Raw genomic sequence first — 26,687 nt, forward strand, 5'->3', positions numbered from 1 at the left:
CCGGACCCTCACCATCAGCGGGAAACGCGTCCGGATCGTCACCACCCATCCAGAACCCACCACCCGCGAGCCGCACCATCCCCCGCGCCACATCCTTGACCTCGCGCACCGGCGGCACGAACGGCAGCCCGAGATCGGCGACCGATCCCGCCTCACCCACGGGCTCCCGATCCGCCGACGGCGCACAACACCCCGACATCAACGCTCCTTGACGAGACAGGCTGCGGATCCGGTCCAGCTCGTGTGCGACGGCCACGGCGCCGGACAGGTTGGACGAACGCGAGCTGCACCCACGAGAGAGCACGTCCCGAGCGCGAGTCCTGCGCTGTCGTCCGGAGGCGTGGACATCGTTCGGTCTGCCGGAGATCCGCCGCGGGCTCCTTCAGCCGTAGTGTGCGGCGTGGTCATTCAGCAACGCGGTGTGGAAGCCGGTGAGGCGGGCCGTGAGGTCGCTGGCGATGTCGGGATGGTGGAGCGCCAGGTCGTAGCTCTCCTCGGGGTCGTCACGCAGGTTGTAGAGCTGTCTGTCGTGCAGCTTCCAATCGCCGTGACGGACGCCTCTGCATGTCGTGCCGTTGTAATAGAAGAGGTCGCCTCGGTCGACGGGCCGGCCGGTGCTGAGTGCCGGCATCAGGTCGCGCCCGTCGATGACGCGATCGGCCCTGGGCATGACTCCCGCCGCGGCGCACAGCGTGGGGAGCAGGTCGGCCAGGCGCGCTGGCTCGCGGTAGGTCACGCCGGGCGGTACGACCGCGGGCCACTCGACAACGAGGGGGACGCGCACGCCGCCTTCGTAGGTCTGCATCTTGCGGCCCCGGAGGTGACCCGCGCTGCCGACGTACCAGGGGCCGTTGTCGCTGGTGAACATCACGCAGGTGTGGTCGCGGATGCCGAGGGCGTCGAGCTCGTGGAGCAGCAGCCCGAGGTAATGGTCGATCTCTTGGACCGAGTCGCCGTGGGGTCCGGCCGCCGACCGGCCGGCGAACTCGGAGAAGAGTGGCTCGTGCGGCTGCGTATGGGAGAGCACGAGGAAGAACGGCTGATCGGCGTGGGCGCGGACGAAGGCCGTGGTCTGCTCGCTGTAGCGGCGGGTCAGTGCCGCCTGGTCCGGCTGCACCTCGATGACCGTGCGGTCGTCGTAGAGGGGGAGCGGTGGCCAGGTCGTCGGCGTCATGTCGTTCGAGTACGGGAGGCCGAAGAAGCGGTCGAAACCGTGCTCGAGCGGATGGTCCTGGGGGCGAACGCCCAGGTGCCACTTGCCGATCCACGCCGTGGCGTAGCCGGCGCTCTTGAGGTACTCGGCGACGGTCGTCTCCTGCGCCGCCAGTCCGTTCGTGCTGTTCGGGAACAGGACGGCGGGCAGGTTGACACGGGGGGCATAGCATCCGGTCAGCAGCTCGGCTCGCGAGGGCGTGCACACTGGGGCCGCGTAGAAGTCGGTGAAGAGCATGCCGCGCCGTGCCATGCCGTCGAGCACCGGCGTCTCGATGAGCGGTGAGCCGTAACAGCCCAGATCGCCGTAGCCGAGATCGTCGGTGTACACGACGATGAAGTTGGGGCTCGCTGCCGACCTGGGTTCGCCGGCCTGCGCGGATGGCGCCAGCCCGGCGAGTGCGGTGCCGACGGCCGTGGCTCCGGCGCCGCGGAGCAGATCTCTGCGAGTGACGGATGCCGCGATGTTCATCGAAGGACCTCCTCGACCTCGACCGGCGACGGGTGGGTGGATCGTTCCGGGGCGGACTGGCTCGCTGCTTCGGCCGCTACGTCCTGCCGCGTCGCTTCCAGCCCGTCGCGGAGGACCTCGACGACGTCGGGGTGCAGCGCGGCGAGGTTGTAGGTCTCGCGTGGATCGGTGTCGACGTCGAACAGCTGCGGCACGTACGACCATGGCCGGTTCCCCGGCGGCCGTCGGTCGTTGTCGAAGGCGACGTGGAGCTTCCACTGCTCATGGCGCACTGCGTTGAGGAACTCGTTGAAGAACAGGTAGACGGGGCCTCGCGTGGGCGAGGCTCGTCCGGTCAGCAGGGCCGACATGTCCTCGCCGTCGAGGTCGTCGGGAGCCGGGACGCCGGCGAGGGCGCACAGCGATGGGGTGACGTCCAGCAGCGATCGCGGGACGGTGTCGCGGATGCGCCGGGTCTGGGTGAGCTGCGACGCGACGAACGGCACGCGCACACCGCCGTCGTAGACCTCTGGCTTGCGCCCCCGGCGGCTCTGAGTGCGGCCCTCCCCGCCGGGGCCGTTGTCGCTGGTGATGACCACGAGAGTGTTCGCCGACAGGCGTGTCCGGTGCAGGTGATCGATGAGCCGGCCGAGGTGGCTGTCGAGCTGTTCGACGACGTCGCCGTATGCGCCCGCGCGGGATCGCCCGGCGAAGGCCGGCTCTGGAGCGTACGGTGCGTGCGGTGCCAGGTGAGAAAGGACGATGAGGAACGGTTCGTGTCGGTGTTCGTCGACGAAGCGGATCGCCTCGTCGGTGATGCGGCGCGCGCCGAAGGCGATGTCGAAGGCCGGGTCTGTGGCGGTGGTTCCCTGGTACCAGGTCAGCGGGTCGACATCGGTGCCGAACAAGGTTCCGGCGAACGTGTCGAAGCCGTGGTGCAGGGGATGCTGCTCGCCGAGCGAGCCCAGCCTCCACTGTCCGAACCACGCGGTCCGGTAACCGGCCGACCTCAGCAGCGACGCCATCGTCGGCACCCCCGACGGCAGGCCGGCGGTCATTCCCGGTCGCAGGGACGCCGGAAGTCCGTAGCGCGCCCCGAAGCGGCCGGTGAGGAGGCCCGCGCGCGAGGGCGTGTCGGTGGCGCCGGCGGCGTACATGGACTCGCATACGACGCCTGTCGCGGCGAGCCGGTCGATGGTCGGCGTCCGGATGAGCCTTGCGCCGTAGGTTCCGAGGTCACCGACTCCCAGGTCGTCGGCCAGGACCAGGACGATGTTGGGTTGCCCGGGTGCTGCCGGGCGTGCGGCCGTGTCCATCACTCGATCCCTTCTCGCTTCGATCCCGTGCGGTCGCACGGACCGTCGGAGTGCGCTGGAGCGGCCCGTGCCCTGTGCTGCGGCTCAGGGCACGGGCGGCGCTCAGTCGCCGGCTCTCATCGACCCGAGCAGCTGAGGTAGTCGAAGCTCTCCTCGGCGAAGACGGCCGGCCCGTCGGGCCAGTTGGTGCGGTCGGCTTCGACCACGTAGTAGCGCACCCGGCCCTGCGCCGCCTCGAGGATGGGGCCCCAGTCGATGGTGCCCTCACCGACACTGGTCTGCCCCGCGGTGCCGGTGCCGATGACTCCGTCCTTGATGTGCAGTAGCTGGATGCGGTCGCCGTACTGCTCGATGAGTGCGGCGGTGTCGACGCCGGCGGTCTCGGACCAGAAGACGTCGACCTCGAAGGTGACCCAGCGCGGGTCGGTGTTCTCGACCAGGATCTGCCATGCGGTCTTGAGCTCACCCGTGTCCGGGTCGGGGTAGGTGGTCTGGAACTCACCGGCGTGGTTGTGCCCGAACAGCCGGCCGGTGCCGTTGCGGACCGACAGTTCGCCGAGCCGGTTCATCTGGGCGGCGGTGGCGAGGGTGTTCTCGTAGCTGCCGATGCCCGGCTGTCCGAACCCGCCGGATCCGACGAACCGGTGCCCGATCGACTTGGCGTACTCGAGGAAGTCGCCGAAGTTGGCGTCGGTGTACCGGTACTGCCCGCTGGACGCCTTCAGGCCGTACTTCCGCAGCAGCGCCTCGAACTCGTCGGCGGGCATGTCGTAGGAGCCGGCGTAGGGCTGGACCTCCTTGTAGCCGATCTCTGCGAGCGTGGCGAGCACCTCCTCGAGGCCGACGTCGGCGATCCACTCTCGCGCGCCGAAGAGCTGGAATCCGATGGCCGGGGTGGGCACGCGGACGGAACAGTCGGCGGACGCGGACGCCGGCGACGTCGCGACGGCACCGGAGGACAAGGCGAGGGCGGCGGCGGCCGCGGTGAGAGCGCGCGCCAGCCGTCGGCGGGAATATCGGGTCATAGCAGTGCCTCCAGACGAGATGGGACCGGATCAGACGAAGAGTGGGGTCTGCGGCGTGTACTCCCCTCGGAGGACGAGCCCCAGGTAGCGGCCGCAATTGCGCAGGTATCGGTCGCTGCCCGCGGCGGCCCGATCGAGCGCGGGCAGGGCGGGGAGGGCGGCGTCGCCGATGTAGGTCAGTGCGTTCGCCGCCTGGAGCCGCACCCGCGCGTTCTCGTGCGTGTCGAGTGTTGCGGCGAGCCAGGACACCGCGGGCCGGTGCGAGCCGAGCTTGACGAGCAGCTCGCTCAGCACCACCTTGACGTGGGGTGAGGGCTCGAGGTCCCAGCGCTCCTCGAGGGCGGCGAGGTGGTCGATGGCGCCGCCATGGCCGAATATGAGCAGTCCGCTGGCGGCCCAGTACCGGATGACCTCGTTGGTGTCACCGAGTTCACGCAGGAACAGCGGCGCGTGCGCTGCCTCGCGTGCGATCGCCCGCGCGGCCAGCGCCATGATCCGGCGCAGTGGGTAGGCGCCGGGCTCCCTGGCGTCGTCATAGCCCTCCAAGGCAGAGCCCTCGGGGATGAAGCCGTTGTCGTTGACCTCCATCATGTGCTCAGCCAGAACCCGGCGGAACTCCTCCAGCCGGGCCCGGTGGTGCGGGTCGCCGACGAGGTTGTGCAGGTGGTCCGGGTCGGCGTGGGTGTCGTAGAACTCCTCGGCGGGGCGCTCGCGCCAGAACCGGTCCTGGACGTCGTCGAGGGTGCCGTTCAGGTGCGCCTGCTCCCAGTCCTGGTAGCTCTTGAGCTGCCAGGCGTAGGCGTTGACCTGTCCGTACGGGCGGTGCGGGGCGTAGGTGCGGATGTAGCGCAGCCGCCCGTCGGAGACGGTGCGCACCATGTCGTAGCGCTCGTCCATCCGACCACGCATGCCGAAGGCGTAGCGGCGCGGCTCGGTACGCTGCCGGCCGGCGAGGACCTGGCCGTGCACGTGGCCTGGCACGGGCACTCGCGCCAGCGACAGCACGGTGGGCCCGAGGTCCATGAGGGTCACCGGGTCGTCGATGGCCGAGCCTGGCCGGGCCGGGGCCAGGTGCGCCCAGCGTCGCGGGAACCGGAGGACGAGAGGGACGCGCAGGCCGTCGTCGACGGCGTGGCGCTTGCTCCACGGCAGGACGCCGCCGTTGTCGCCGTAGTAGAAGACGATGGTGTCCTCGGCGAGCCCGTCGGCGTCCAGTTCGGCGAGCCGGGCGGCGAGCTGGGCGTCCATCGCGGCCATGAGGTCGTACTGGTGCGCGCGGTCAGCGCGGACGTTCGGCGTGTCCGGCAGGTACGGCGGGACCCGGACCTGCGCCGGGTCGGTGACGCCGTCGGGGGCGCCGAACAGCTGCGACTCGTGCGTGGTCTGGAAGTTGAAGACGGCGAAGAAGGGCGTGTCCGCGGGCCGGTCGCGCCAGTGGGCGGTACGGCCGCTCGCGTCCCAGGTCGCCGCCAGGTCGACGACGGTGTTGTAGTCGGTCTTGTCGTTGTTGGTGCAGTAGTAGCCGGCCTGGCGGAGGTACTCGGGGAAGCCGCGGACGTACGCCGGGAGCTCGCCCTCGGCGCGCATGTGGTGGGCGGGGCCGGCGGCCTCGGCGTGCAGGCCGGTGATGATCGAGAACCGCGACGGCGCGCACACCGGCGCGGTGGAGAACGCGTTGCGGTACAGCACACCGTCACGGGCGAGCGCGTCGATGGTGGGCGTGCGGGCGAGTGGGTCGCCGTAGGCGCCGACATACGGGTTGTTGTCCTCGCTGACCAGCCACAGGATGTTGGGCCGGGCGCGGGACGGTGTCGCCGCGTGGGCGGGAGCGGCGGCCACGGCGAAGGTCGCCGCGACCGCGCCGGCCGCGGCGAGAAGATCTCGCCGGGACACGGAGGAGCAGGACGGCGTCGCCTGCTCGGGTTGGTGGGTCATCGGTGCCGTCCTTTCAGCCCGTAGGAACGCCGGCGAGGATCTCGCGCAGGTAGCGGTCGCGCAGCGGGTCGCCGGTGTCCTTCATCCACCCGAGCAGCGCGGCACGCTGGCGGCGCAGGGCGCCCTGCGCCGCTGAACCCGGTACCGCCGCAGACGCAGCCAGGTCGTGCAGGGCGTCGGGATCGTTCCACAGGTCGTAGAGCTCCTCCGGCTCCCGATGCAGATAGAAGTCGACCCGCTCGGCGAGGACGGGGTCGCCGACTGCGGCCGCCGTCATCGCCGGCCAGCTCAGGCCCTGCATGTTCTCGGCGCGGTAGCTGGTCTGCCCGTCGGACCAGGCGTTCCAGATGTAGCCCCACCGCTCGTCCTGGACACACCGCATCTCGAAGCGCCGGCGAGCGCTCGTCTCATGGAAGACCGTGACCATGTGGTCGCGGCCGGACTGGCTGCCGGTCAGCAGCGGCGTGAGGTCGCTGCCGTCCAGCCGCGGTGGCGGCGTGGCACCGGCGGCCAGGCACATCAGGGGGAAGAGGTCCATCGTCGAGACGAAGTGCTCGCGGTCGACGTGACGGGCACGGGCGACGCCCGGCCAGCGGATGATGAGCGGCGTCCTGGTGCTCTGCACGTAACAGTTGGCCTTCGCGAACGGCAGCGCGATGCCGTTGTCGGACAGGAAGATCACGATCGTGCTGTCAGCCAGACCGGCCGCGTCGAGCTCGGCCAGTACCGCCGCCAGGGTGTCGTCCGCTCGCCGGCTGCTGCTCAGATACTCGGACAGCTCCTGACGGACGCCGGGAAGGTCGGGCAGGAAGCCTGGTACCTCGACGTCGGCCGGCGCGTACTCTTTGGACGGCTGCGCGACCGTGGCCAGTTGCTCGGGAGTGAACATCCGCTGCTCCTCCGCGCTGCCGTGAAACGGGCGGTGCGGGTCATGGGAGTTGGCCATCAGGAAGAACGGCCGGCCCTCCGCCTTCGCGCGGTCGAAGAACCCGGCGGCCGCCCGGGCATACGTCGCAGGGTCGCGGCCCATGCCGAGATCGGGCTGGTCGATGGCCAGGTCCCAGCCGAACCGGTGGACCGGGGCGAGGTGGGTGACCTTGCCCAGGATGCCGGCCAGGTAGCCGCGGCCGCGGAGGAGATCGGTGAGGATGGGAACGTCGTCGCGGATGGGTCCGAAGCCCTCGGCACCGTTGCGATGCGGGAAGCGACCGGTCATGAGGGCGGACCGGCTGGGTTGGCACACGGCGAGCGGGACGTGGGCGCGATGGAAGGCCATGCCGTCGGCGGCCAGGCGATCGATGGTGGGCGTGATGCCCGGTAGCCCGCCGAAGCAGCCGGGGGTGTCGGCGCCCATGTCGTCGACGGTGAACAGCAGGATGTTCGGCGTGCTCGGGCCTGTGTCGCCGGCGTGTGCGCGGAGGACCGTCTGGTCGAGGCCGATGGGTGCGGCTGCGGCGGTCGCCGCGGCGCCGAGAACGAGCCGGCGCCGGGAGAGCCTGGTGTCCATGGGTGTGCCCCTTCCTGCGTGCGGCCGGAAGGTCGCACGCATCGGTGGGGGTCCGGGCTCGGCCGTGCTGCGGCGCGGCCGAGACCGGACCTGGCCGGCTAGGGAGTCCCCTACCGGCCGGCGGCGACGCCGCGGCCGTGGAAGTCGATGGCGTCGACGTTGTAGCCGTTGTTCTGGTCGGTCCGGAACACCATGTAGAGCGTGTGCGTGCCGCCCGGATCGGTGACCGGCGCCGGGACGGTGTCGACATAGGCGTCGGCGCTGCCCGTGCTCTGGATCGGCGTGGACGCCAGCAGCTCGCCGTCGGGTGTGCCGGCGCGCAGTTCGATGGTGCCGGTGGTGGTGCCGGCGACCCGGTAGCTGATCGCGTTGATGCCACGCAGGTTCATCCGCTCGAACGCGATCCAGTCACCGGTCGAGATGCTCGCCACGCGGTAGGCGCCCTCGGCGTAGGCATCGCTGCGCTGCTCCGACGTCCCGGACTGCGTGCTGCGGTGCTCGGCCTGACGGTGTTTTGGCTGCATCATGACGGTGGTGGTGCCGGTCAGCGGCGCGACGCCGTCGGCGCCCTGGTCGGTGTAGGTCGCGGTGACGACGTAGAACATGTTGGCGTCGTCGCCGTGCCCGGCCGCCGACGTGGTGAAGGTTCCGGAGCAGCCGTGCAGCTCCTCGAGCGGGTGGCCGTGGGTGTCGTGGCCGATGGCCGGCTGGACGACGACGTCGTCGCAGTCGATCCGGCCGTCCTCCCTGTCCTGGACCGCGACGCGGTATCGGATGGTGTCGCCGGCGTCGACGAAGCCCCCGTCGGGCGGCAGCAGCAGCCGGACGTCCGGCGCGGTGTTGCCGACACTGACGGCGACGCTGGTCACGCCGGTGCGACCGGTGTCGTCCGTGACGGTCAGGGTGGCCTCGTGGTCGCCCCTGGTCGTGTACGTGTGCGTCGGGTTGGCCTCCGTGGAGGTGACGCCGTCGCCGAAGTCCCAGTGGAAGCCGATCGTCTGACCCTCGTCGGGGTCGGCGGAACCGGCGCTGGAGAAGTCGACCGTCAGCGGCGCCCTGCCGTTCGTCGGCGTGGCCGTCGCCACGGCCTTCGGAGCGCGTTCGCCGGGTGGCGCGTGCTCGATGCGATAGATGCCGTCGTCGGGGTTGTTCCGCCCGAAGCCGCGGCCCCACTCGGCGAGGTACATGGCGCCGTCAGGACCGAACACCATGTCCATCGGCGCGTTGAAGACCATGTCGGGCAAGAAGCCGGTGGCGTGAGCCGGTTGGCCGTTCTCGTCCAGCTCGAGCTCGGCGAGGAAGTGCTTGCCCCACTCGTAGAAGAACGCCTTGCCGTCGTAGTACTCGGGGAACTTGCCGTCGGAGTCGAGGTCCGGGTCGTACTGGTAGACCGGCCCGGCCATGGGCGCGCCACCCGTGCCCAGCTCGGGGAAGTCCGGATCGGGAGCGCTGGCGGAGTAGGCGATCTCCGGCGCGATCACCGGCGGCAGCTGCCGGAGGCCGGTGTTGTTGGGCGAGTCGTTGACCGGGTTGGCGCAGTCGAACTTCGGGCCGGAGACGCCGGTGGCGAAGTCGTAGTCGTTGTAGGCCAGGTTCGGGCCGTGGCAGTAGGGCCAGCCGTAGAACCCGGGCTCGTCCACGGTCTGCCACTCCACGTAGCCCTCCGGGCCGCGCTCCGGATTCGCGGCGCGGGCGTCGGGCCCGTAGTCGGCCAGGAGGATTGCGCCGGTGTCCGGGTGGATGGAGATCCGGAACGGGTTGCGGAAGCCCATCGCGTAGATCTCCGGGCGGGTCTGCGCCGTGCCCGGCGCGAACATGTTGCCCTCGGGGATCGTGTAGCCGCCCGCCTCGGTGTCGGTCGGCGTGATCCGCAGGACCTTGCCGCGCAGGTCGTTGGTGTTCGCCGACGATCGCTGGGCGTCGAACTCCGCGCGGTCCCGTCGCTCGTCGATGGGGGAGTAGCCGGACGACTCGTAGGGCTGGGTGTCGTCACCGGTGGACAGGTACAGGTTGCCGTCGGCGTCGAACTCGATCGACCCGCCGACGTGTGACGGCCGCGGCGGATAGGTGGTCGGGACGCTGAGCAGCTCGACCTCGCTGGCCAGGTCGAGGGCGTCGCCGACCATGCGGTAGCGGGACAGCCGCTTCTCCGGCTCCTCGATCGAGGAGTAGTAGAGGTAGATCCAGCCGTTGGTCTCGAAGTCCGGGTCGAGCGCCAGACCCTGGAGGCCGCTCTCGCCGCGGGTGTCGACAGTGACCGCACCGGCCGTCACCGTCCCGCCCGTGTCGGGCTTCCAGATTCGAAGACCGCCTGTGCGCTCGATGAAGAAGACCCGGCCGTCGGGCGCCACGGTCAGCTGCATCGGCTGAGTGACCTCGGCGACCAGCGACACCTTCTGGAAGTCGGTCTGCGGCGGCGGGTCCGCGTGGTCCGTTCCCTCGTGCGCCGCCGTCGGTGTGGAAGCGCCGGCCGTAACCACCGCTGCGCTGGCCGCGAACGCCAGGAAGCGGGTCCGGAACGTTCGATGACTCATGACGCTCCTCTCGCAGAGCCACGAGGGCTCACTGGGCTTCATTGCTCACGGGTGAAAACTAAGGGACCATCGGGCGTACCACAAGAGCCGATTTTGTGGCAGTTCGCCCGGATGAGTGGGCGCACACCGAATCAACCAGCCGTTTTGCGGCGCAAAGGAGGGGATTGACAGAGCGGCCACAGTGGTGGTGCAAGTTTTTCCATGTGAGCAATGAAGTCCAGTGGCCGAGTGGTCGGCGCAGCCGTCATGGGCGGCTGCTCGCGCTGCTGCGCGACGAGGGCGCCTCGACCCGGATCGAGTTGGCTCGCCGGATGTCGTCGTCACCGACGACGGTCTCGCGGATCGTCGCTCAGCTCATCGACGGGGGATTCGTCGCCGAGGGAGCCCGTGTCACGCGCGCGGGCGTCGGCCGGCGTGGGACCGAGGTGGACATCGCGGTCGACTCGCACTGGGTCGTCGGCGTGCAGATCGGCGTCGGCCGGGTCCGGGTCGGCGTCGCCAACCTGGTCGGCCGATGCCTTGCGCTCTCCGGCTTCTCCTTCGATCCCGGCGCACGGGCCACCGATGTCGTCGCGCGAGCGGCCAGGACCTTGCTCGCCCTGATCGTCGGCGCGAGGGTGAGGCGCGATCGGGTGGTCGCCGTCGGCGTCGCGGTTCCGGGTCCGGTGGACGACGCGCGCCGGAGGCTGCTCATGCAGATCAACCTCGCCTGGGAGGACGTTGCCGTCGCCGACGTGCTGGAACGCCTGGTCGGGTTGCCGGTCGTCGTCGAGCACAACGTGCGTTCGATGGCGCTCGCCGAGGCGGTCTTCGGCGCCGCGCGAGGTGTGGGCAGCGTCGGCTTCATCCACCTGCGGACCGGGATCGGAGCGGGCCTGGTGGTGGCCGGCCGCGGTTTCCTGGGCGGCGTGCACGGGGCGATCGAGCTCGGGCACATCCGCGTCACCGAGGGGGGCCGCCGCTGCTCCTGCGGTGCGGTCGGCTGCCTGGAGACGGAGCTGTCCGACCGCGGCCTGCGGCGGAGTCTGCGGCAGGTAGGTGCCCGGTGCGACGGCCGGGAGCCGCTGGCCGCGCTCCTGCGTGCCGCGCGCGCCGACCGCGGTGCCGCCATCGTCCTCGACACGCTCATCGGGAAGCTCGCCGCCGCGCTCTCGATGGTCGTCAACCTGCTGACACCGGAGATCATCCTGCTCGGAGGCTCCCTGGAGCTGCTGCCCGACGGGCTGATCGACCGGCTCAGCCGCAACACCCGTGAGGGTGTCTTCCCGGTGATCCGCCCGTCGGTGCGCCTCCAGCGCTCCAGTCTGGGGCCGGATGCGGGCGTGAAAGGAGCGGCCACGGCCGCTCTCGACCGATTCGTCTACGCCTGATCGACGAACCATCACAGAACAGGAGACACGCCATGTCCAATGCGACGGCCCGCATCGACCTCCCGGTGCATCAGCTGGATCCGATGGACTCCACCGTGGTGCTCAGCCCCGAGGCCAACGAGGCCGGCTATTGGATCGGCTGCGCCGCGGTACTGCACGAGCCCGAGAAGAACCGCTTCGTGATGACGTACCGCCAGCGGCGTCCCCGCGACCACGCCGAGGGCGACCGCGGCTACCGCTGCGCGGTGGCGGTCAGCGGCGACGGCGTCACGTTCACCGATGTGTGGTCGGTCAACAAGGCGGCACTCGACTCGCCGTCCATGGAGCGGTTCAGCATCATCCCGGTGGAAGACGGCTACCAGCTCTACATCAGCTACGTCGACCCGGCCGACAACCGCTGGCGGATCGACGTCATCGAGGCCGAGGAGGTCGATCGCTTCGACGTCGCGTCGCGCAAGGAGGTGCTCACCGCGGCCTCGACGGGCACCGAGGGCGTGAAGGACCCCTACGTGCTGCGGCGCGGCCCCGTCACGTACCTCATCGCCAGCTACGCGGAGGGACTGGCCGAGCCGTCGCGTGCGGCGTCGGCCCACGCGACGGCCGACATCTACAACGTCGGCGCCACGACTCACCCCACGGGCCTGGCCACCAGCGTCAACGGTCGTGACTTCACCTGGCATGGTGAGATCCTGGGCGTCGGCGAGGGCTGGGACCGCTACCAGGCCCGGATCAACTCCGTCGTCGCCTTCGACGGCGGCGGCTACCTGGGCTTCTACGACGGCTCGGCCAGTCACCGGGAGAATTACGAGGAGCGCACCGGCCTCGCGGTGTCCTCGGACCTGTTCACCTGGCACCGGCTCACTCCGGACGGGCCGTGGACCGTCGTGCCGCACGCCACCGGCTCGGTCCGCTACGTCGATGCACTCGTCATCGGCGGCGAGTGGTGGATCTACTTCGAGGCGACCCGTCCGGACGGTGCGCACGAGCTGCGGCTCGCCCGCCGCCCCGTGCGAGTCTGAGCAGGAGGCGCAGACCATGGCCAACAAGCATGCAGAGTCGCTGCTGGAGGCCGGCCGGACCGGACCCGCGGACGCCGGAGGGGCACCGCCTCCCACCCCGGAACGGCGCCGGATGCGCCGCGCCGGCTCGATCGCCTGGCTGTATCTCGCGACGTTCGTGCTGGGCATCGGGCTCTGGTGGCTCTACGCCGCGCTCGGCGACAACGAGCTCGCACCAGGGCCGCCGGAGGTCATCCGAAGCTTCGGTGAGGGACTGCGCAACGGCTGGCTGCTCGAGCACACCCAGGCCAGCCTCGGCCGGGTCGTCGCCGGTTTCCTGCTCGGGGTGGCCCTCGCGATTCCCGCCGGCTTCCTCATGGGGTGGTACCGGTGGGCGCGGGGGATGGTCGAGCCGTGGGTGCAGTTCTTCCGCACTGTGCCGCCGCTGGCGCTGATCCCGCTGGTCATCGTGTTCCTGGGGATCGGTGAGACGGCGAAGATCTTCGTGATCTTCCTGGCGGCGTTCCTCTCGTGCGTGATCGCGACCTTCCAGGGGGTGCGGAACGTCGACGTGACGTTCGTCAACGCGGCCCGGGTCCTTGGCGCCGGGGATGCCACCATCTTCGGCCGGGTCATCGTGCCGGCGTCGATGCCGTACATCTTCGTCGGGATGCGGGTGGCCCTCGGGTCGTCCTGGGCGACGCTGGTGGCCTCGGAACTGCTGGCGGCGCCGACCGGCCTGGGCCGGATGATGCAGAGTGCGCAGCAGTTCCTGCAGACCGAGCGCATCGTCGTCGGGATCATCATGATCGGCGCCCTCGGCTTCGCCATGGACCGGCTGCTGCTCGTCGGCGAACGCCGGCTCACGAGCTGGCAGGAGGTGCGCTGACATGGCGCCGATGATCTCCATTCAATCGGTCACCAAGGTCTACCAGTCGTCTCGCGGGGAGGTCACCAGCCTGGACGACGTCAGCCTCGACGTGGACCGCGGCGAGTTCGTGACACTGGTCGGGCCGAGCGGCTGCGGCAAGAGCACGATGCTGAACCTCGTCGCCGGGCTGCTGGAGCCCACCTCGGGACGCATCCTGGTCGACGGCGCCCCCGTGGCCGGTCCCGGCCCGGACCGCGGCGTCATCTTCCAGCAGTACGCCCTGTTCCCGTGGCTGACCGCGCGCAAGAACGTGGAGTTCGGGCTGCGACTCCAAGGCCTGAACAAGCGCGAACGGCGCGAGCGCGCCCAGCACTACCTCGAGCTCGTGGGCCTGGGCCGGTTCGGGTCGGCCCTGCCCAAGGAACTGTCCGGCGGCATGAAGCAGCGCTGTGCCATCGCGCGCGCCTACGCCGTGAACCCGTCGCTGCTGCTGATGGACGAGCCGTTCGGCGCACTCGACGCGCTGACCCGCGTGCAGATGCAGGACGATCTCCTGGCGACCTGGCAGCAGGAACGGCGGACGGTGCTGTTCATCACCCACGACGTCGACGAGGCCGTGTACCTGGCCGGTCGCGTCGTGGTCATGAGCCCTCACCCGGGGCGTATCAGCGACATCGTCGATGTCCCGTTGCCGTATCCACGCACGGAGGACATGCGGCTGTCGCCGCAGTTCGCGCAGATCCGCGGACGCGTCTGGCGCGGTGTGCACCACCCTTCCGCAACGTCCACCCTACGAGGCGATGGAGCCTGATCATGATCATGCGACGCAGTGTGCTCGCCGTCCCGCTGATGGCCGCCCTGGCCGTCGCCGGCTGCTCCGGGGACGACTCGGACGACTCCGGCGACCAGGCGACGACGGGCGGCCGCGAGACGGTCGAGCTGAACGTGGGCTATATCGACACCAGCATCAACGGTGTCGGCCTGATCTCGGTGGCCAATGACCTGGACCTGTGGGAGAAGGCCGGCATCGACGTCAATCTGACGCCGTTCACGAACGGCCCGACCCAGGTCGAGGCGATGGCGGCCGGCTCCCTGGACGTCGGGTACATGGGCGCCGGTGCGACATGGATGCCCGCGTCCGGCCAGGCCGTGATCGTCGCGCCCAGCGAGGCCACCTACGGCGACTTCCTCATCGCCTCCCCGGACTCCGGCGCACAGAGGGTCGAGGACATCGAGGGCCTGCGCGTCGGCGTCCCCGTCGGCGGCTCGGGCGAGATGATCCTCAGCCTCGCCCTCGACGCGGCCGGCCTGACCGAGGACGACATCGAGAAGGTGCCGCTCGACCCGCCGGCGGTCGTGTCGGCGTTCGTGAGTGGTCAGATCGACGTCGCCGCGATCTTCTCGCCGCTCAGCGACCAGATCATGCAGAGCGTGCCGGAAGCCGTCGTCATCGCGAACAACAAGGACTTCCCCGACGTGACGTTCCTGGGTGCGTGGGTGGCCTCGAACGAGGCGATGGAGGACAAGCAGGAGGCCGTCGAGCGGTTCCTCGAGGTGTACATCGAGGCGAACGACTACCGCAAGGAGAACCCCGAGGACACGGTCGAGCTCGCGGCCGCGGAGTCGGGAGCACCGGCCGAGCAGCTGCAGGGCCAGGTCGACGCGCTGGAGTGGTTCACCTCCGACCAGCTCCTGGCCGACAACGAGGACGGCGCGACGCGGGAGCGGTTCGGCGCGCTGCAGGACCTGTTCGTGGAACTGGGCCGGATGGAGAGTGCACGCCCGGTCGAGGAGTGGGTGAACATCGACCTGTTCGCGCAGGCCGCGGAGAACCTGTCGTGAGCGTCGGCAGCGGTCCGGTGCGGATCGGGATCCTGGGCGCGGGCTTCGTCGCCGACCTGTACCTGCGGGCGCTGGAGCACATCCGCGGCCACGAGGTGACCGCGATCTCCGCACGGAGTCCGGAACGTGCGGCCAAGCTGGCCGACCGGTTCGCGATTCCGGCGGCCGTCACGGGAGTGGCCGACCTGGTGGCCCGCGACGACGTCGACCTCGTGCTCGTCGGCGTGCCGCACGACCTACACGTCGAGGCGGTCACTGCTGCCGCCGAGGCGGGCAAGGCGGTGGTCTGCACCAAGCCGCTGGGGCGCAACGCGGACGAGGCGCAGGCCTGCCTCGACGCCGTCGAACGCGCCGGCGTCTGGCACGGCTACGCCGAGACCGAGGTCTTCGCTCCCGGACTGGTCAAGGCGAAGCAGCTGGTCGACTCGGGCGCCGTCGGCCGGGTCACCTGGGTGCGGGCCCGTGAGGCGCACGGGAACCCACACGCCCACGCGCGGGACAAGGAACGCATGGGCGGCGGGCCGCTGCGCGGCCTGGGCTGCCACTGCGTCGCCATCGGCCGCTGGTTCCTCGAAGGGTCCCAGCCGGTCGAGGTCATGGCCTGGGGCGACCGCCTGGTGCGCGACGACGTCACCTCGGAGGACAGCGCCGTGATGCTCGTCCGGTTCGACGACGGCCGCCTCGTCCAGGTGGAGGCCGGCTGGACGCACGTCGCCGGCCTCGACGTGCGCAACGAGATCCACGGCTCGCACGGCTGGATCGGCACCGACGAGACCGGCAGCACCGGCCTGCGTGCCTTCGCCGGCAACCCGGCCGGCTATGTCGTCGAGAAGGCCGGCTCGACCCAGGGCTGGATCACCCCCGTGCCCGACGAGCCGTGGACCTACGGGTACCACGCCGAACTCGCCCATTTCATCGACTGCTACCGGCGCGGCGAATCACCGCGGCAGACGCTGCGCGACGGCGTCATCGACAACGCGGTGATCGACGCCGGCTACCGGTCGATGACCAGCCGGGCTTGGGAGCCGGTGACGCTGCCGGCCGGCGGCTGACGATGGCACCGTCTGGCCGCCGCCGATCGCCCGGCGGCGGCCAGGCACGACAGCGGAAAGATCCCGTGGTCATGCCCCGCGATGATAGTTTTCCTCATGTGAGCAACGAACTGCAGCGGACCGAGGAGTCCAGCAGACGGGGTCAGATCCTGCGCCTGTTGCGTGCCGAGCCGGGGCTCACGCGGATCGAGGTCGCCCGGCGTACTGGCCTGTCGGCGACCACCATCACGCGCGTCGTCGCGCCCCTCGTCGCCGACGGCAGCGTCACCGAGAAGGGTAAGGTCTCGCGTCTGGGCACCGGCCGCCCCGGCACGGAGATCTCCATCGTCCCGACGTCGCACTACGTGGTCGGCGTGCACATCGGCGCCGGCTCGGTGCGCGTCGGCATCGTCGATCTGCTGGGCGTCAGCCACTGGCAGTCCGGCTTCGATTTCGAGCCGCATCAGGACGCCGACGTCGTCCTCGACCGCGTGGCCGTGTCCGTCACGCAGCTGATCGCCGACACCGGCGTCGACCGGTCCCGACTGCTCGGCATGGGCGTCGCCGTGCCGGGCCCGGTCGACTCCGGCCACCGCCGTCTCCTGCTGACCATCAACCTCCCGTGGCGCGACGTGCCGGTCGCCGACCGGCTGGAACGGATGGTCGGCCTGCCGGTCGTGGTCGACCACAACGTCCGCTCCATGGCGTTGGCCGAAGCGCACTTCGGCGCCGGGAAGGGCCTGCGCAGCGTCGCGTTCATCTACCTGCGTATGGGCCTCGGAGCGGGTCTCGTCGTCGAGGGCCAGGCCTTCCAGGGTGGCGTCCACGGCGCCATCGAGATCGGTCACCTCCGTGTCGCCGAGGGTGGCGAGAAGTGCATCTGCGGCGGGGTGGGCTGCCTGGAGACCGTGCTGTCGGAACGATCGCTGCGCACCGCGCTCGACGACCTCGAGCTGCCCTCCGACGTGAGCAACCCGTTCGTCGCCCTGCTGAGCGCCGCCGAGGCCGACCCGGCGGTGGCGGCCCATGCGGAGATGATGACGAAGCGCTTCGCGACCGGTCTGTCGGCTCTGGTCAACCTGCTGAACCCGGAGCTGATCCTGCTCGGCGGCTTCCTCTCGGCCGTGCCGGAGGAGTTCGTCGGCCGGCTCACCGAGGCCACGCGCGAGGCCGTCTTCCCGATCATCCGACCGACGGTCCAGCTGGCGCGGTCCGATCTGGGTCTGGACGCGGGCGTGTACGGGGGAGCGACCGTCGCGCTCGACCAGTTCTTCTACAACTGAGCGTCGTGTCAGCGGAGCACGGCGAGGCAGCGACGCAGATCGGCGAGATCACCGTGGGCGGGTCGCCCCGAGAACGTGAGGAGCCGCTTCCAGCTGGTCCGGTGCGCGCTCTCGTAGACGGCCGGAAGCGTGGTGTCGCCCTTCGCGTCGGTGAGCGTGACGCGGGCCGGACGGGCGGTGTCGGGTGGGAAGACCCGGGCGTTGAGCCGTTGGGTGGCGCCGGCCCAGGTGACGACCAGCGCGGGCGGAACGGCGTCGGTCATGACGATGCGGATGAGCAGCGCCGACTCCGCGCCGTCGATCAGCGCGAGCCGTCCCACGGCGCGCTCGCCATGGAGCAGCCGGTGCCGCGTCAGGACGGCCGGGGTGCGGCCGAACGCCCGGAGCAGCCAGGCGACGACCTCGAGCAGCTCGCGGTCCACGTCGGCTCCGAGAGGCGCGTAGGAGGTGCACTCGAGCACGCCGGGACCGGTCGCCCGCCAGGTTCGGAGCAGGGCCGTCGCGGGGTCCGCCGCGTACGCCCAGTCGAGGACGGCACACGTGTGGGTCAGGCTCGCGTCGAGCGCGTCGAGTTCCGCGGCGGCAACGGGCGTGGGGTGGACGACGAGCACGCCTCGTGCGCCGGCGGCAGCCGCGGCTGCGGCGCGTGCGGCCCACCCGGGAGCAGCGCCGTCGATGGCATACACGTCGGCGTGGCCGGTGCTCCAGGCGAGTGAGAGCGGGAGACCGGCCACCACCGACGCCACCGCCGGCGCGATACTGGCATCGGCGGACACCGACGCCATCAGGCCGCCCGGCCGGTGAGGGCTCGAGCTGCGGCCGCCTCGGCGAGGTCGACGGCGTACCGGAGGTCGTCGACAGCCGCCTGGACGTCGCGCGGGTCGGTCCGGACGCCGCGGGCGAGCTCGGCGATCCGGCGCCACTCGCCCTCGTAGCCGTTGTGGTCCTCCGGTGGCATCAGCCGGGTTCCGGTGCGGGTGGTCACGGCCGCCACGCCGGCGCCGGCGTGGACGTAGGACGGCGGGAACTCGACGAGCAGGTGGGCGTCCGCCGATACGACCTCGAACGTCCAGTCGGGCTTCCAGGTCGCGTTCTTCGACCCGGTGAGCTCCACCGTCGTGTCCCCGCCGCGAGCGAGGACCAGCCACCCGAACGGCTCGACCGCGTCGACGTGGATCACCTCGTCCACGATGGGCGCGAAATGCCGCACCAGCGGCAGGTCGTGGATCGCGAGGGTGAGGATGACGTGTCTCAGGAAGGCCGCAACGGCCTCGGGGGTGTCCAGGTCGAACCGCGGGAACGGCGGCCGGCCGAGGAACTCGGTGGCGGCGTCCTCGAACCGCGCGTTCGGGCCGTTGACGATGCGCGACCGAACGGCGTGCACGTCGCCCCACGACATCGTCTCGGTGCGGGCCCAGCGCCAGGCCGGGTCGAAGGTGTGCATGGCACCGACGACGACCGGTACGCCCGTGGCCGCTGTGACGGCCTCGATGCGCTCGGCGTCGGCAATCGTGGTGGCGAGCGGCTTCTCGCACAGCACGCCCCGGACGCCCGCGCGGCAGGCCGCCTCCACCTGGGCAGTGTGGACCCGAGGCGGGCTGCACACCGCGACGACGTCGACGCCGGGGTCCTCGAGAACGTCCCCGACGCGCGTGGTGGACCGCGCGCCGACCCGGCTCGCCACCTCGGCGGCCACCGCCGGGTCCACGTCCATGACGTGGACCACGCGGAACAGCGGGCCGAGCCGCGCCAGCGTCGGCAGATGGATCGCCTGGGTGACCGGACCGGCACCCAGGAATCCGACCCCCAGCGTCATCGAGCCTCAGAACCGCAGCGCGGTCAGGTACTCGTACGACGCCTTCACGCTGGCCATCGGGTCCGGCGGATTGTCGAGATCGAAGATGTAGTTCCGGACCCCCAAGCGGCGGGCGGCGTCGAAGATCGCCGGCCAGTCGATGATCCCCGAGCCGATGTCCGTCTGCGCCCCGCCGGACACCATGTCCTTGAGGTGCAGCGTACCGATGCGCTTCGCGTTCGTGGTCATGAACTCGACGACGTCGACGCCGGCGAACTGGGCCCAGTACACGTCCAGCTGGAGGTCGACCAGGCGCGGGTCGGTGTCGGAGAGCAGCACCTCCATCGGCGTGACACCTTCGACGGGACGGAACTCCATGTCGTGGTTGTGATGGCCGAAGACGAACCCGGCGTCGCGGGCCGCCTCGCCGGCAACGTTGAAGTCGCGTGCGACCTGCCGGAGAGCGGCGAGCGACCTGCGGTCGGCCTCGGGCAGCACGTTGCAGCGCAGATAGCGCACGCCAAGGGCCCGCGACTCCTCGAGCGCGGTGTCGAAGCCGGTCCGGATGATCGGCAGGCTCAGCATTCGCGAGACCACGCGCAGACCCAGGCTGTCGAACAGATCGCGCAACTCGGCCGGCGTGCGGCCGAACAACGACGGCCCCAGCTCCACCTTCGTGATCCCGAGATCCGCGACGGCGGCCCAGGTGCCCTCGAAGTCCTGGTTCAGCGCAGTGCGGATCATGAACCACTGCTGGCCGATCCACGTGCGCGGGATGCGGCGACCCCGCGCCCTGTCGGCCACCTCGTCGGCGGCCGCGACCGCGGGCCACACACCGGCCGCCACCGCAGCGGTCGCGGCGGTCGCAGCGGTCGCGGTGCGGAGGAATGCCCGCCTCCCCACGCCTTGCTGTCCGGCCATGGGACACCGCCTCCTTTGGCGAAGTGCAACATCGTTTCTTGCTGGACGAAATTAAGCGGATGCTAGCGACGCGAGAGATGCAGTGTCAATCTCCGGATCCGCGCGAATTCCGCCGGTGCCCGCTGCCCTTGTAGGCGAACCTCGCTCCTATTATTACTGTCATGCAACGAACTGCGGAAGTGACTTCCCGATGGCGCGGGAACGATCTCGAGTGGTGAGCACTGGCGGCCGAGGCGTGGTGCGCCCAAGGAGCACGAGCCGTGGGGTGCCGCGATCGGCGTGGCCACGGTGAGGCACCGCTTCCCGCAGTTGGTCTACCTCGTCGGCGCGCCCAGCCGGACCCGCGGTTCAGACTGGCGAACGAGCGCACCTTCCTCGCCTGGAGACGTACCTCGCTGGCGCTCGTGGCGGCCGGCGTGGCGCTCGAAGCCCTGGATCTGCCGATCCAGGGCGCGATGCGATCCGCCGCTGCCATCACCTTCGTCGCCCTCGGTCTGTGCAGCGCCGGCCAGGCCTGGATCGGTTGGTCGCGGACCGAGCGAGCTCTTCGGGCGAGCCGGCCGCTTCCCGCGCCGATCCTGGCGCCCTCCTCACCGCAGGCGTGATCGGCGCTACGACGCTCATCGCGATCGGACTGCTCCTTCGACCGGCCACGTCGATCCCGGTCTGCAGCCGGAGCGGACGTTGCTGGCCTGGCGCCGGACGTGCCTCTCGCTGGCGCTCGCCAGTGCCGTAGCGGTGCGGCTCATGGCCGAGGACATGGGTGTGGCCGGCGTGCTCGCCGGCCGTGTCGGGCTCTTCCTCGGCGGCGGGACTGGCTGGTCATCACCGTGCGCCATCGTCGTGTCCTCGCCGGACTGCGCCGGGATCCGTTGCGGCTCACAGCCGGGGGGATCCCCATGGCGGCGCTGTCGATCTCCGCGGCACTGGTGGCGACGAGCTGCCTCGTGGTCAGGGTCGGCGGCCACATCTGATTCCGGACGGGTCGGACCCGGCGTTCACGCGCTTGTGCAAGGGCGGGACCGTGCTCCAGGCGGCGCTGGTGACGGCCAACGCCGCTGCGCTGGAGAATCCGGAGGCCTCGCACGTCGCCCGGGCCGCCGCCCCCGTTCCCGTGGGTCACGCACCTGGGTTGTGGCGCCACGCGCCGTGGTCGTCGCGGGACTCGCCGCCTATCCCGCCGGCCTCAGTTCCGGACCGCATCTGGAACGCGCTGGTGGTCGGCTGGAACGGCGTGTGACCTGTTCCCACCTTCGGTGAGCCTGCCGTCCGGAGACGAGCGAGGCTACGCGATCAGCGGGCCGGAGCCGCGGCGGGCGGACAGCCACCAGAGCGCGATGGCGACGACGCCGAGGACGGCGCTGAGCACGAACGGCGCCTGCAGGCCCTGCCAGGATGCGACTGCGCCGCCGCCGAGCGCGCCCACCGCGCCGGCGCCGAACACCACCGTCCGCCAGGCCGCGGTGACCCGTCCCAGCAGCCCCGGCGGCGTCAGCCGCTGCCGCACCGAGACGGCCGCGACGTTGAGCACTGTGAAGCCGCCGCTGGTCGCCACCACGACGACGACCGCCGCCCACGTCGTCGGCGCGGCAAGCAGCAGCGCCGGTGTCACGGCGATGACGGCGATGCTGCCCAGCAGGACGGCCCGGTGCCGGCGGCGGCCGATGAGGCGGTCGGCGAGCAGTGCGCCGGTCAGGCCACCGACCCCGCCGATCGCGAGGAACACGCCGAAGCCGAGTGCGCCGGCGTCGAGCCGCGCGTCCAGGTAGAGCACGAACACCGCGAACCAGGCGGCGTCGGCGAGCATCACCATCGCGACCGCGCCCAGCAGCCCGCGAAGCACCCGCTGCCGCGCCAACCAGCCGAGCCCGGCACGCACCCCGTCGGCCACCACGGGCGCGCCGGCCTCGCCGCGCCGGGCGGTCGCGGCCAGCAGCGACGCGGGCAACGACAGCACCAACAGGACGGCGATCGCCAACGTCGCGCTGTTGGCCGCGAACGGCAGCGCCACGCCGACCGAGAACAGCGCGGCGCCGACCATCGGCCCGACGAACTCGTTACCGGCCACCTCGCCGGCGACCAGGCGCCCGTTGGCCCGCTCCAGCAGCCTCGACGGCACCAGCCGCGGCACGACGGTCTGCGCGGCGGTGTCGCGGACGGTCTCGGCGACACCCAACGCGAACGCGGCGACGGCGATCAACGGCAGCGTCGCGGTGTCCGTCAGCAGCGCCGCCACCAGCCCGAGCAACACGACGATGCGGCCGACATCGGCCCCGGCGAGCAGCGTCCGCGCGCTGCGGCGGTCCGCCAGCGACCCGGCGGCCAGCCCCGTCAGCAGCCACGGCAGCGCCGTCGCCGCGCCGACCGCCGCCACCGCGAACGCGTCGTCGGTCAGCGACGCTGCCAGCAGCGGAAACGCGGCCACCCGAATGCCGTCACCGAGATTCGCCAACGTCGCCGCCGCCCAGAACCGCCAGAATCGGCCACCAAGACGCATCGGCCAATCGTATGCCGGGACCGGGACGGGACGTCCAGTGACGTCGTCGACGCGTCGCGCCCGGCCCCGGAGCATCCTCGTCGTCTCGCTCGTAGCGCGGCCTGCGCCGCTTGCCAGAATCCGGCCGACCACGGAGCGCCGGCGTTCACCGGCGATAGCGCCGGTGCGGGCACGGCCCTGTCGTCCGGCCGGCCGGAGGGCTGCCGGTCACCTCGATGGCAACCAGATCCGCATGGCCGACGGCCCCCGTTCGGCCCAGCGGTGGTACGGGATGAGGACGATGTCGTCGCCGCCGGCCGTCCGGAGCATGGCCCCGTCGTCGTGTGGGACGGGCGGCGCCGAGGGGTCGACCAGCAGGTCGTCGAGCGTCACGGCGGCCGGCAGGTCCACCGACTCCGCGCACAGCACGAGCGGTCCGCGTTCGACGGCGACGCATCCACGAACCGCGTCGACGCGGCGGTCCGGCCAGGTGAGCCTCGGCGCGACCGGCAGGACGAGCCGGATCTGCTCGCCGGGGACGAGTGGGCGGTCGACGACGGCGAAACCGGGCGCGACGACCGTGGTCCGGCCGCCTTCGCTGAGCACCGCGCCGCCTGCCCACGGCGGCACACGCAGCCGCAGCATCACCGCGTGAGCCGGTGCGTCGGCCACACGGACCGTCACCGTGCCGTCGGCCGGGTACGCCGTGTCGACCTCGATCGCGAGGACGCCGCCGTCGTCGAATCCGGTCGCGATGCGGGCCGGCGCGTACTGCAGCAGCGTCAGCTCCCGTGGCCCGGACGACGCCGCGTACGCCTGCCACGACGCCAGCGTCCGGGCCACGTTGGTGGGGCAGCAGGAGACGTCGAACCAGGCGGCCCGGGTGCCGCCCTCGGCCCGCGGGCTGACGGTGTCGTCGTCGCCGACGCCGGCGGCGGTGCGCTGGTGCAGCGGGTTGGCGTAGAAGAACGCCCGGCCGTCGGACCGAGGCGACGTGGCGACGACGTTGTAGAACGTGCGTTCCATCAGGTCGGCGTAGCGGACGTCACCCGTGGCCAGGTACAGCCGCCACGACACCATGACCGACGCGACGCCGGCGCAGGTCTCGCAGTACGCGCGGTCGGCCGGCAGCTCCCAGTCCTCGCCGAAGCCCTCGTCCTGGTGCCGTGAGCCCATGCCGCCGGTGAGATACGTGCGCCGCTCGACGGTGTGGTCCCACTGCCGGGCGACCGCGCCGAGCAGGTCGTCGTCGCCGAGGTCGACGGCGACGTCGACGGCGCCCGCGGACAGGTAGAGCGCGCGGACGGCGTGGCCGCGGAAGACGGTCGCCTCGCGCACCGGGACGTCATCCTGGAAGTAGGCGCGGCCGAGCGGGATGTCGCGCAGGATGCCCCGACCGCGCCGGTCCAGGAACAGCCGGGCCTGCTCGACGTAGCGGCCGGCACCCAGCGCCCGGCCGAACTCCGCCAGCCCGACCTCGATCTCCGGGTGCCCGCACACACCTTGCCGGCCGTCCGGCCCGAACTCCGCGCAGACGTGGTCGGCCGCCCGGCGCGCGACGTCGACCAGTGGGTCGGCACCGGTCGTGCGCAGCCGCGCAACCGCGGCCTGCAGCAGATGCCCGGTGTTGTACAGCTCGTGACCGGTCTCGAGGTCGCTGTAGCGCGCATCCTGCCCGCCGTGCCCGTAACAGGTGCTCAGGTAGCCGTCGGCGTCCTGCGCAGCGGCGATCCGGGCGGTGAGCCGGCGCACCATGGCGTCGGCGGAGGGCGCTCCGGTGCGCCCGTACTCCCACGCGGCTGCCTCGACGAGCTTGTAGACCTCGGAGTCGGAGAACGACCAGCCCGGCCGCTCCGGCCCCGTGGTGCCGGACGCCACGCGGTCGAAGTTGGCCAGCCAGCCCAGCCGCTCCATCCACGACTCGCAGTGCTCCAGCGTCGCGCCGGCGTTGGTGGCCTGCAGCTCGGCCCAGAAGCCGCCGGTCACACCGACCTCGGCCAGACCGAGCGGCCGCTGCGCACCGCGGGCCGGCACGACCGGTCGTCCGCCGGCCGCGTCGACGCCGGTGACGGTCTCCTCCGCTGTCACGCCGCCGCCTCCGTCCGCAGCCGGACTGCCGATCCAGCCCGGGTGAAGACCGGGATCTGCTCCAGCGGCGCCGCCGCGGTCACCGTCGTGCCGCCCTCGACGAGGGATCCGGTGGCGGCGTCCACCCAAGCCGCCCCGGCCGGCAGGTACACCTCGCGCGACCGGGCGCCCGGCGACGTCACCGGCGCGACCAGCACGTCCGGGCCGAACAGGAACACGTCGTCGACCTCCCACGCCCGCGGATCGCCGGGGTAGTCCACGAACAGCGGCCGCATCGGCGGCAGCCCGGTCCGCGCGGCCACACGCATCTGCTCATGCAGGTAGGGACGCAGCCGCTCACGCAGGTGCAGCAGGCCGGAGATGATCTCGTAGGCCTCTTCGCCGTAGGACCAGACCTCGTTCGGCCCCCCGGTCTGCGCGTACGACGTCGGCGTGCGCGGCTCGCGGTCGCCGTGCAGCCGGAACAGCGGACAGAAGACGCCGTACTGGAACCAGCGGATCATCAGCTCGCGATAGGCGGGGTCGCGGGCGTCGCCGCCGTGGAAGCCGCCGATGTCGGTGGTCCACCACGGGATGCCGGACACAGCGATCGACAGCCCGGCCCGCACCTGCACGCGCAGCGACTCCCACGTCGCCGGGATGTCGCCGGACCACACCGCGGCGCCGTACCGCTGCGAGCCCGCCCAGGCCGAGCGCGACAGCAGCACCGTCGGCTCCGCTCCCGCGGACGCCAGACCCTCGGCGAACAGCCGGGCGTTGTCGCGCGGATAGATCGGCGCGACCTCCGCGCCCGGGCCGGCATGGAGCGTCAGGTTCCCGGGGTGCGACGGGTTCAGCTCGGGCTCGGACGCGTCGAGCCAGAACACCCGGATGCCGAGGTCGAGGTAGTTGCGTCGCACGAGGTCCCAGACGTAGTCGCGGGTGGCGGGGTTCGTCGGGTCGTAGAAGGCCACCGGCATCGGCGTCGTCATGCCCTTGTCCTGGATGGTCTGGTGCGCCTCGACGCCCTGGTCGGCGCCGACCAGCAGGCCGCGGTCGCGGAAGTCGGCGTAGTTCTCCGACAGCGGCGACACCGTCGGCCAGACCGACACCATCAGCTCGACCCCGAGCTCGCGCAGCTCGGCCACCATGGCGGCCGGATCGGGCCACTCGTCCGGATCGAACCGGTAGTCGCCCATCGCGGACCAGTGGAAGTAGTCCGCGACGATGACCGAGAGCGGCAGTCCCCGCCGGCGGTGCTCGCGGGCGACGGCCAGCAGCTCGTCCTGGGTGCGGTAACGCAGCTTCGACTGCCAGAAGCCGCTGGCCCAGGCCGGCAGCTCCGGCGCGTGGCCGGTGGCGTCGGCGTACCGGGCGAGGATCTCCGCGGGGGTGGGCGCCGCGGAGACCCAGTAGTCGATCTCGCGTGCCTGCCCCGCCAGCCAGCGGGTCGCGTTGTCGGCGAACTCGACCCGGCCGACGGCGGGGACGTTCCACAGCAGGCCGTAGCCGCGGTCGGAGAGCACGAACGGGATCGACACCTCGCCGTTGCGCTGCACGAGGTCCAGGGCCAGGCCCTTGAGGTCGAGCCGTCCGTGCGTGCGCTGGCCCAGGCCGAACAGCTTCTCGCCGGGGTAGGCGGCGAACTGCTGGTGGATCTCGTAGGCTCCGGAGCGGTTGCCCTGGAAGTGCCGGGCGCCCGGCAGCCAGAAGTGCTCGCGGCTCTCGGCCAGCAGCTCCGCGCCGGTGCTCGTGCGGCGGAACGTCAGCAGCGGCTCGGGGTACGCGGCGGTCCGGTCGAACCGGACGTCGACGGTGAGCTCCCCGTGCACGACCCTGGCGCTGCCCTCGTCGGCCGTGATCACCGGGAGGTCGGCCTTCGGCGGCTCGTCCAGCGCGCCGTGGCTCTCGGACGGGATCCGGTACTGCGCCGCGCGCACGCGCACGCTGTCCGAGCCCCACGCCTCGATGGTCAGCACCTCGTGACGGTGCCGCACCTCCAGCATGGTGGGAAAAGGGTGGAAGGTCACCATGAATGTCTTGTCCTCGCGGT

General features: G+C 71.3%; 21 protein-coding genes. 9 read left to right on the plus strand and 12 right to left on the minus strand.

The genetic code is table 11. From position 1 onward, the window contains the following. Nucleotides 1-382: 382 nt before the first annotated feature. From E1212_RS15075 to E1212_RS15100, 6 genes are all read right to left on the minus strand, one after another. Nucleotides 383-1,684, minus strand: coding sequence for a sulfatase family protein (locus tag E1212_RS15075; RefSeq protein ID WP_131983842.1), 1,302 nt, complete (start codon nt 1,682-1,684; stop codon nt 383-385). Further along, the gene (locus E1212_RS15080; RefSeq protein WP_131983844.1) at nt 1,681-2,979 is read right to left on the minus strand and encodes a sulfatase-like hydrolase/transferase; all 1,299 of its coding nucleotides are present in this window, start codon (nt 2,977-2,979) and stop codon (nt 1,681-1,683) included. Before E1212_RS15080 ends, E1212_RS15075 begins: the two co-directional genes overlap by 4 nt. Nucleotides 2,980-3,095: 116 nt before the next feature. Beyond that, entirely contained in the window at nt 3,096-4,004 is a 909-nt protein-coding gene (locus E1212_RS15085) for a sugar phosphate isomerase/epimerase family protein (RefSeq protein WP_131983846.1), read from the minus strand. A 30-nt stretch (nt 4,005-4,034) separates the two neighbouring features. Further along, nucleotides 4,035-5,939 carry a sulfatase family protein gene (locus E1212_RS15090; protein WP_131983848.1) on the minus strand — a complete coding sequence of 635 codons (1,905 nt, stop codon included), beginning with the start codon at nt 5,937-5,939 and terminating at the stop codon, nt 4,035-4,037. Between the two features lie 13 nt (nt 5,940-5,952). Next, the gene (locus E1212_RS15095) at nt 5,953-7,446 is read right to left on the minus strand and encodes a sulfatase family protein (RefSeq protein ID WP_131983850.1); all 1,494 of its coding nucleotides are present in this window, start codon (nt 7,444-7,446) and stop codon (nt 5,953-5,955) included. Nucleotides 7,447-7,556: 110 nt separating this feature from the next. Continuing rightward, nucleotides 7,557-9,980: a PQQ-dependent sugar dehydrogenase gene (locus tag E1212_RS15100; protein ID WP_162605479.1), complete on the minus strand. Its 2,424-nt coding sequence runs from the start codon at nt 9,978-9,980 to the stop codon at nt 7,557-7,559. A gap of 95 nt (nt 9,981-10,075) precedes the next feature. Here E1212_RS15100 and E1212_RS15105 point away from each other — a divergent pair, with 95 nt between their 5' ends. From E1212_RS15105 to E1212_RS15135, 7 genes are all read left to right on the plus strand, one after another. Next, on the plus strand, nt 10,076-11,350 hold the full coding sequence (locus E1212_RS15105) for an ROK family transcriptional regulator (protein ID WP_131983854.1): 1,275 nt from the start codon (nt 10,076-10,078) through the stop codon (nt 11,348-11,350). Between the two features lie 32 nt (nt 11,351-11,382). Next, the gene (locus E1212_RS15110; RefSeq protein WP_131983856.1) at nt 11,383-12,369 is read left to right on the plus strand and encodes a glycoside hydrolase family protein; all 987 of its coding nucleotides are present in this window, start codon (nt 11,383-11,385) and stop codon (nt 12,367-12,369) included. A gap of 16 nt (nt 12,370-12,385) precedes the next feature. Beyond that, nucleotides 12,386-13,237: an ABC transporter permease gene (locus E1212_RS15115; protein ID WP_203416881.1), complete on the plus strand. Its 852-nt coding sequence runs from the start codon at nt 12,386-12,388 to the stop codon at nt 13,235-13,237. Nucleotide 13,238: 1 nt separating this feature from the next. After that, the gene (locus E1212_RS15120; RefSeq protein ID WP_131983858.1) at nt 13,239-14,030 is read left to right on the plus strand and encodes an ABC transporter ATP-binding protein; all 792 of its coding nucleotides are present in this window, start codon (nt 13,239-13,241) and stop codon (nt 14,028-14,030) included. 2 nt (nt 14,031-14,032) lie between these two features. Beyond that, nucleotides 14,033-15,061 carry an aliphatic sulfonate ABC transporter substrate-binding protein gene (locus tag E1212_RS15125; protein WP_131983860.1) on the plus strand — a complete coding sequence of 343 codons (1,029 nt, stop codon included), beginning with the start codon at nt 14,033-14,035 and terminating at the stop codon, nt 15,059-15,061. Continuing rightward, nucleotides 15,058-16,113 carry a Gfo/Idh/MocA family protein gene (locus E1212_RS15130; RefSeq protein WP_162605480.1) on the plus strand — a complete coding sequence of 352 codons (1,056 nt, stop codon included), beginning with the start codon at nt 15,058-15,060 and terminating at the stop codon, nt 16,111-16,113. Before E1212_RS15125 ends, E1212_RS15130 begins: the two co-directional genes overlap by 4 nt. A 98-nt stretch (nt 16,114-16,211) precedes the next feature. Beyond that, nucleotides 16,212-17,375: an ROK family transcriptional regulator gene (locus E1212_RS15135; RefSeq protein ID WP_162605481.1), complete on the plus strand. Its 1,164-nt coding sequence runs from the start codon at nt 16,212-16,214 to the stop codon at nt 17,373-17,375. 8 nt (nt 17,376-17,383) lie between these two features. On the opposite strand, the gene E1212_RS15140 is transcribed toward E1212_RS15135, so the two are convergent. Genes E1212_RS15140 through E1212_RS15150 form a run of 3 tightly spaced genes read right to left on the minus strand, consistent with a single transcriptional unit; the run spans nt 17,384 to nt 20,091 of the window. Then, nucleotides 17,384-18,160 (minus strand): hypothetical protein, encoded by a 777-nt coding sequence (locus E1212_RS15140; RefSeq protein ID WP_131983866.1) that lies wholly within the window; start codon nt 18,158-18,160, stop codon nt 17,384-17,386. Further along, on the minus strand, nt 18,160-19,191 hold the full coding sequence (locus E1212_RS15145; RefSeq protein ID WP_131983868.1) for a Gfo/Idh/MocA family protein: 1,032 nt from the start codon (nt 19,189-19,191) through the stop codon (nt 18,160-18,162). The genes E1212_RS15140 and E1212_RS15145 overlap by 1 nt, the downstream gene beginning before the upstream one ends. Nucleotides 19,192-19,197: 6 nt before the next feature. Continuing rightward, nucleotides 19,198-20,091, minus strand: coding sequence for a sugar phosphate isomerase/epimerase family protein (locus E1212_RS15150; protein WP_131983870.1), 894 nt, complete (start codon nt 20,089-20,091; stop codon nt 19,198-19,200). A 404-nt stretch (nt 20,092-20,495) separates the two neighbouring features. Between E1212_RS15150 and E1212_RS31105 the strand changes: the two genes are divergently transcribed. Then, nucleotides 20,496-20,696, plus strand: coding sequence for a YidH family protein (locus E1212_RS31105; protein ID WP_420814382.1), 201 nt, complete (start codon nt 20,496-20,498; stop codon nt 20,694-20,696). A gap of 61 nt (nt 20,697-20,757) precedes the next feature. Next, complete coding sequence (locus tag E1212_RS31110) at nt 20,758-21,351, plus strand: DUF202 domain-containing protein (protein WP_131983945.1); 594 nt, start codon at nt 20,758-20,760, stop codon at nt 21,349-21,351. Nucleotides 21,352-21,376: 25 nt separating this feature from the next. Here the strand turns inward: E1212_RS31110 and E1212_RS15165 are convergent, their stop codons facing one another. The 3 genes from E1212_RS15165 to E1212_RS15175 form a co-directional block, all read right to left on the minus strand. After that, nucleotides 21,377-22,588 (minus strand): MFS transporter, encoded by a 1,212-nt coding sequence (locus tag E1212_RS15165; protein ID WP_131983872.1) that lies wholly within the window; start codon nt 22,586-22,588, stop codon nt 21,377-21,379. A 207-nt stretch (nt 22,589-22,795) separates the two neighbouring features. Then, the gene (locus tag E1212_RS15170) at nt 22,796-24,655 is read right to left on the minus strand and encodes a glycoside hydrolase family 127 protein (RefSeq protein WP_131983874.1); all 1,860 of its coding nucleotides are present in this window, start codon (nt 24,653-24,655) and stop codon (nt 22,796-22,798) included. After that, on the minus strand, nt 24,652-26,667 hold the full coding sequence (locus E1212_RS15175; RefSeq protein ID WP_131983876.1) for a glycoside hydrolase family 31 protein: 2,016 nt from the start codon (nt 26,665-26,667) through the stop codon (nt 24,652-24,654). Before E1212_RS15175 ends, E1212_RS15170 begins: the two co-directional genes overlap by 4 nt. Between the last annotated feature and the right edge of the window lie 20 nt (nt 26,668-26,687).

The sequence above is a fragment of the Jiangella ureilytica genome, from assembly GCF_004348545.1.
GTDB classification, from domain to species: domain Bacteria; phylum Actinomycetota; class Actinomycetes; order Jiangellales; family Jiangellaceae; genus Jiangella; species Jiangella ureilytica.

Excerpts from the sequence above, each read along its gene's own strand:
- E1212_RS15140 (WP_131983866.1), bottom strand. The coding sequence starts at position 18,160 with ATGGCGTCGGTGTCCGCCGATGCCAGTATCGCGCCGGCGGTGGCGTCG.
- E1212_RS15100 (WP_162605479.1), bottom strand. The coding sequence starts at position 9,980 with ATGAGTCATCGAACGTTCCGGACCCGCTTCCTGGCGTTCGCGGCCAGC.
- E1212_RS15115 (WP_203416881.1), top strand. The coding sequence starts at position 12,386 with ATGGCCAACAAGCATGCAGAGTCGCTGCTGGAGGCCGGCCGGACCGGA.
- E1212_RS15125 (WP_131983860.1), top strand. The coding sequence starts at position 14,033 with ATGATCATGCGACGCAGTGTGCTCGCCGTCCCGCTGATGGCCGCCCTG.
- E1212_RS15175 (WP_131983876.1), bottom strand. The coding sequence starts at position 26,667 with ATGGTGACCTTCCACCCTTTTCCCACCATGCTGGAGGTGCGGCACCGT.
- E1212_RS15090 (WP_131983848.1), bottom strand. The coding sequence starts at position 5,939 with ATGACCCACCAACCCGAGCAGGCGACGCCGTCCTGCTCCTCCGTGTCC.
- E1212_RS15085 (WP_131983846.1), bottom strand. The coding sequence starts at position 4,004 with ATGACCCGATATTCCCGCCGACGGCTGGCGCGCGCTCTCACCGCGGCC.
- E1212_RS15075 (WP_131983842.1), bottom strand. The coding sequence starts at position 1,684 with ATGAACATCGCGGCATCCGTCACTCGCAGAGATCTGCTCCGCGGCGCC.
- E1212_RS15095 (WP_131983850.1), bottom strand. The coding sequence starts at position 7,446 with ATGGACACCAGGCTCTCCCGGCGCCGGCTCGTTCTCGGCGCCGCGGCG.
- E1212_RS15120 (WP_131983858.1), top strand. The coding sequence starts at position 13,239 with ATGGCGCCGATGATCTCCATTCAATCGGTCACCAAGGTCTACCAGTCG.
- E1212_RS15165 (WP_131983872.1), bottom strand. The coding sequence starts at position 22,588 with ATGCGTCTTGGTGGCCGATTCTGGCGGTTCTGGGCGGCGGCGACGTTG.
- E1212_RS15150 (WP_131983870.1), bottom strand. The coding sequence starts at position 20,091 with ATGGCCGGACAGCAAGGCGTGGGGAGGCGGGCATTCCTCCGCACCGCG.
- E1212_RS15080 (WP_131983844.1), bottom strand. The coding sequence starts at position 2,979 with ATGGACACGGCCGCACGCCCGGCAGCACCCGGGCAACCCAACATCGTC.
- E1212_RS15110 (WP_131983856.1), top strand. The coding sequence starts at position 11,383 with ATGTCCAATGCGACGGCCCGCATCGACCTCCCGGTGCATCAGCTGGAT.
- E1212_RS15145 (WP_131983868.1), bottom strand. The coding sequence starts at position 19,191 with ATGACGCTGGGGGTCGGATTCCTGGGTGCCGGTCCGGTCACCCAGGCG.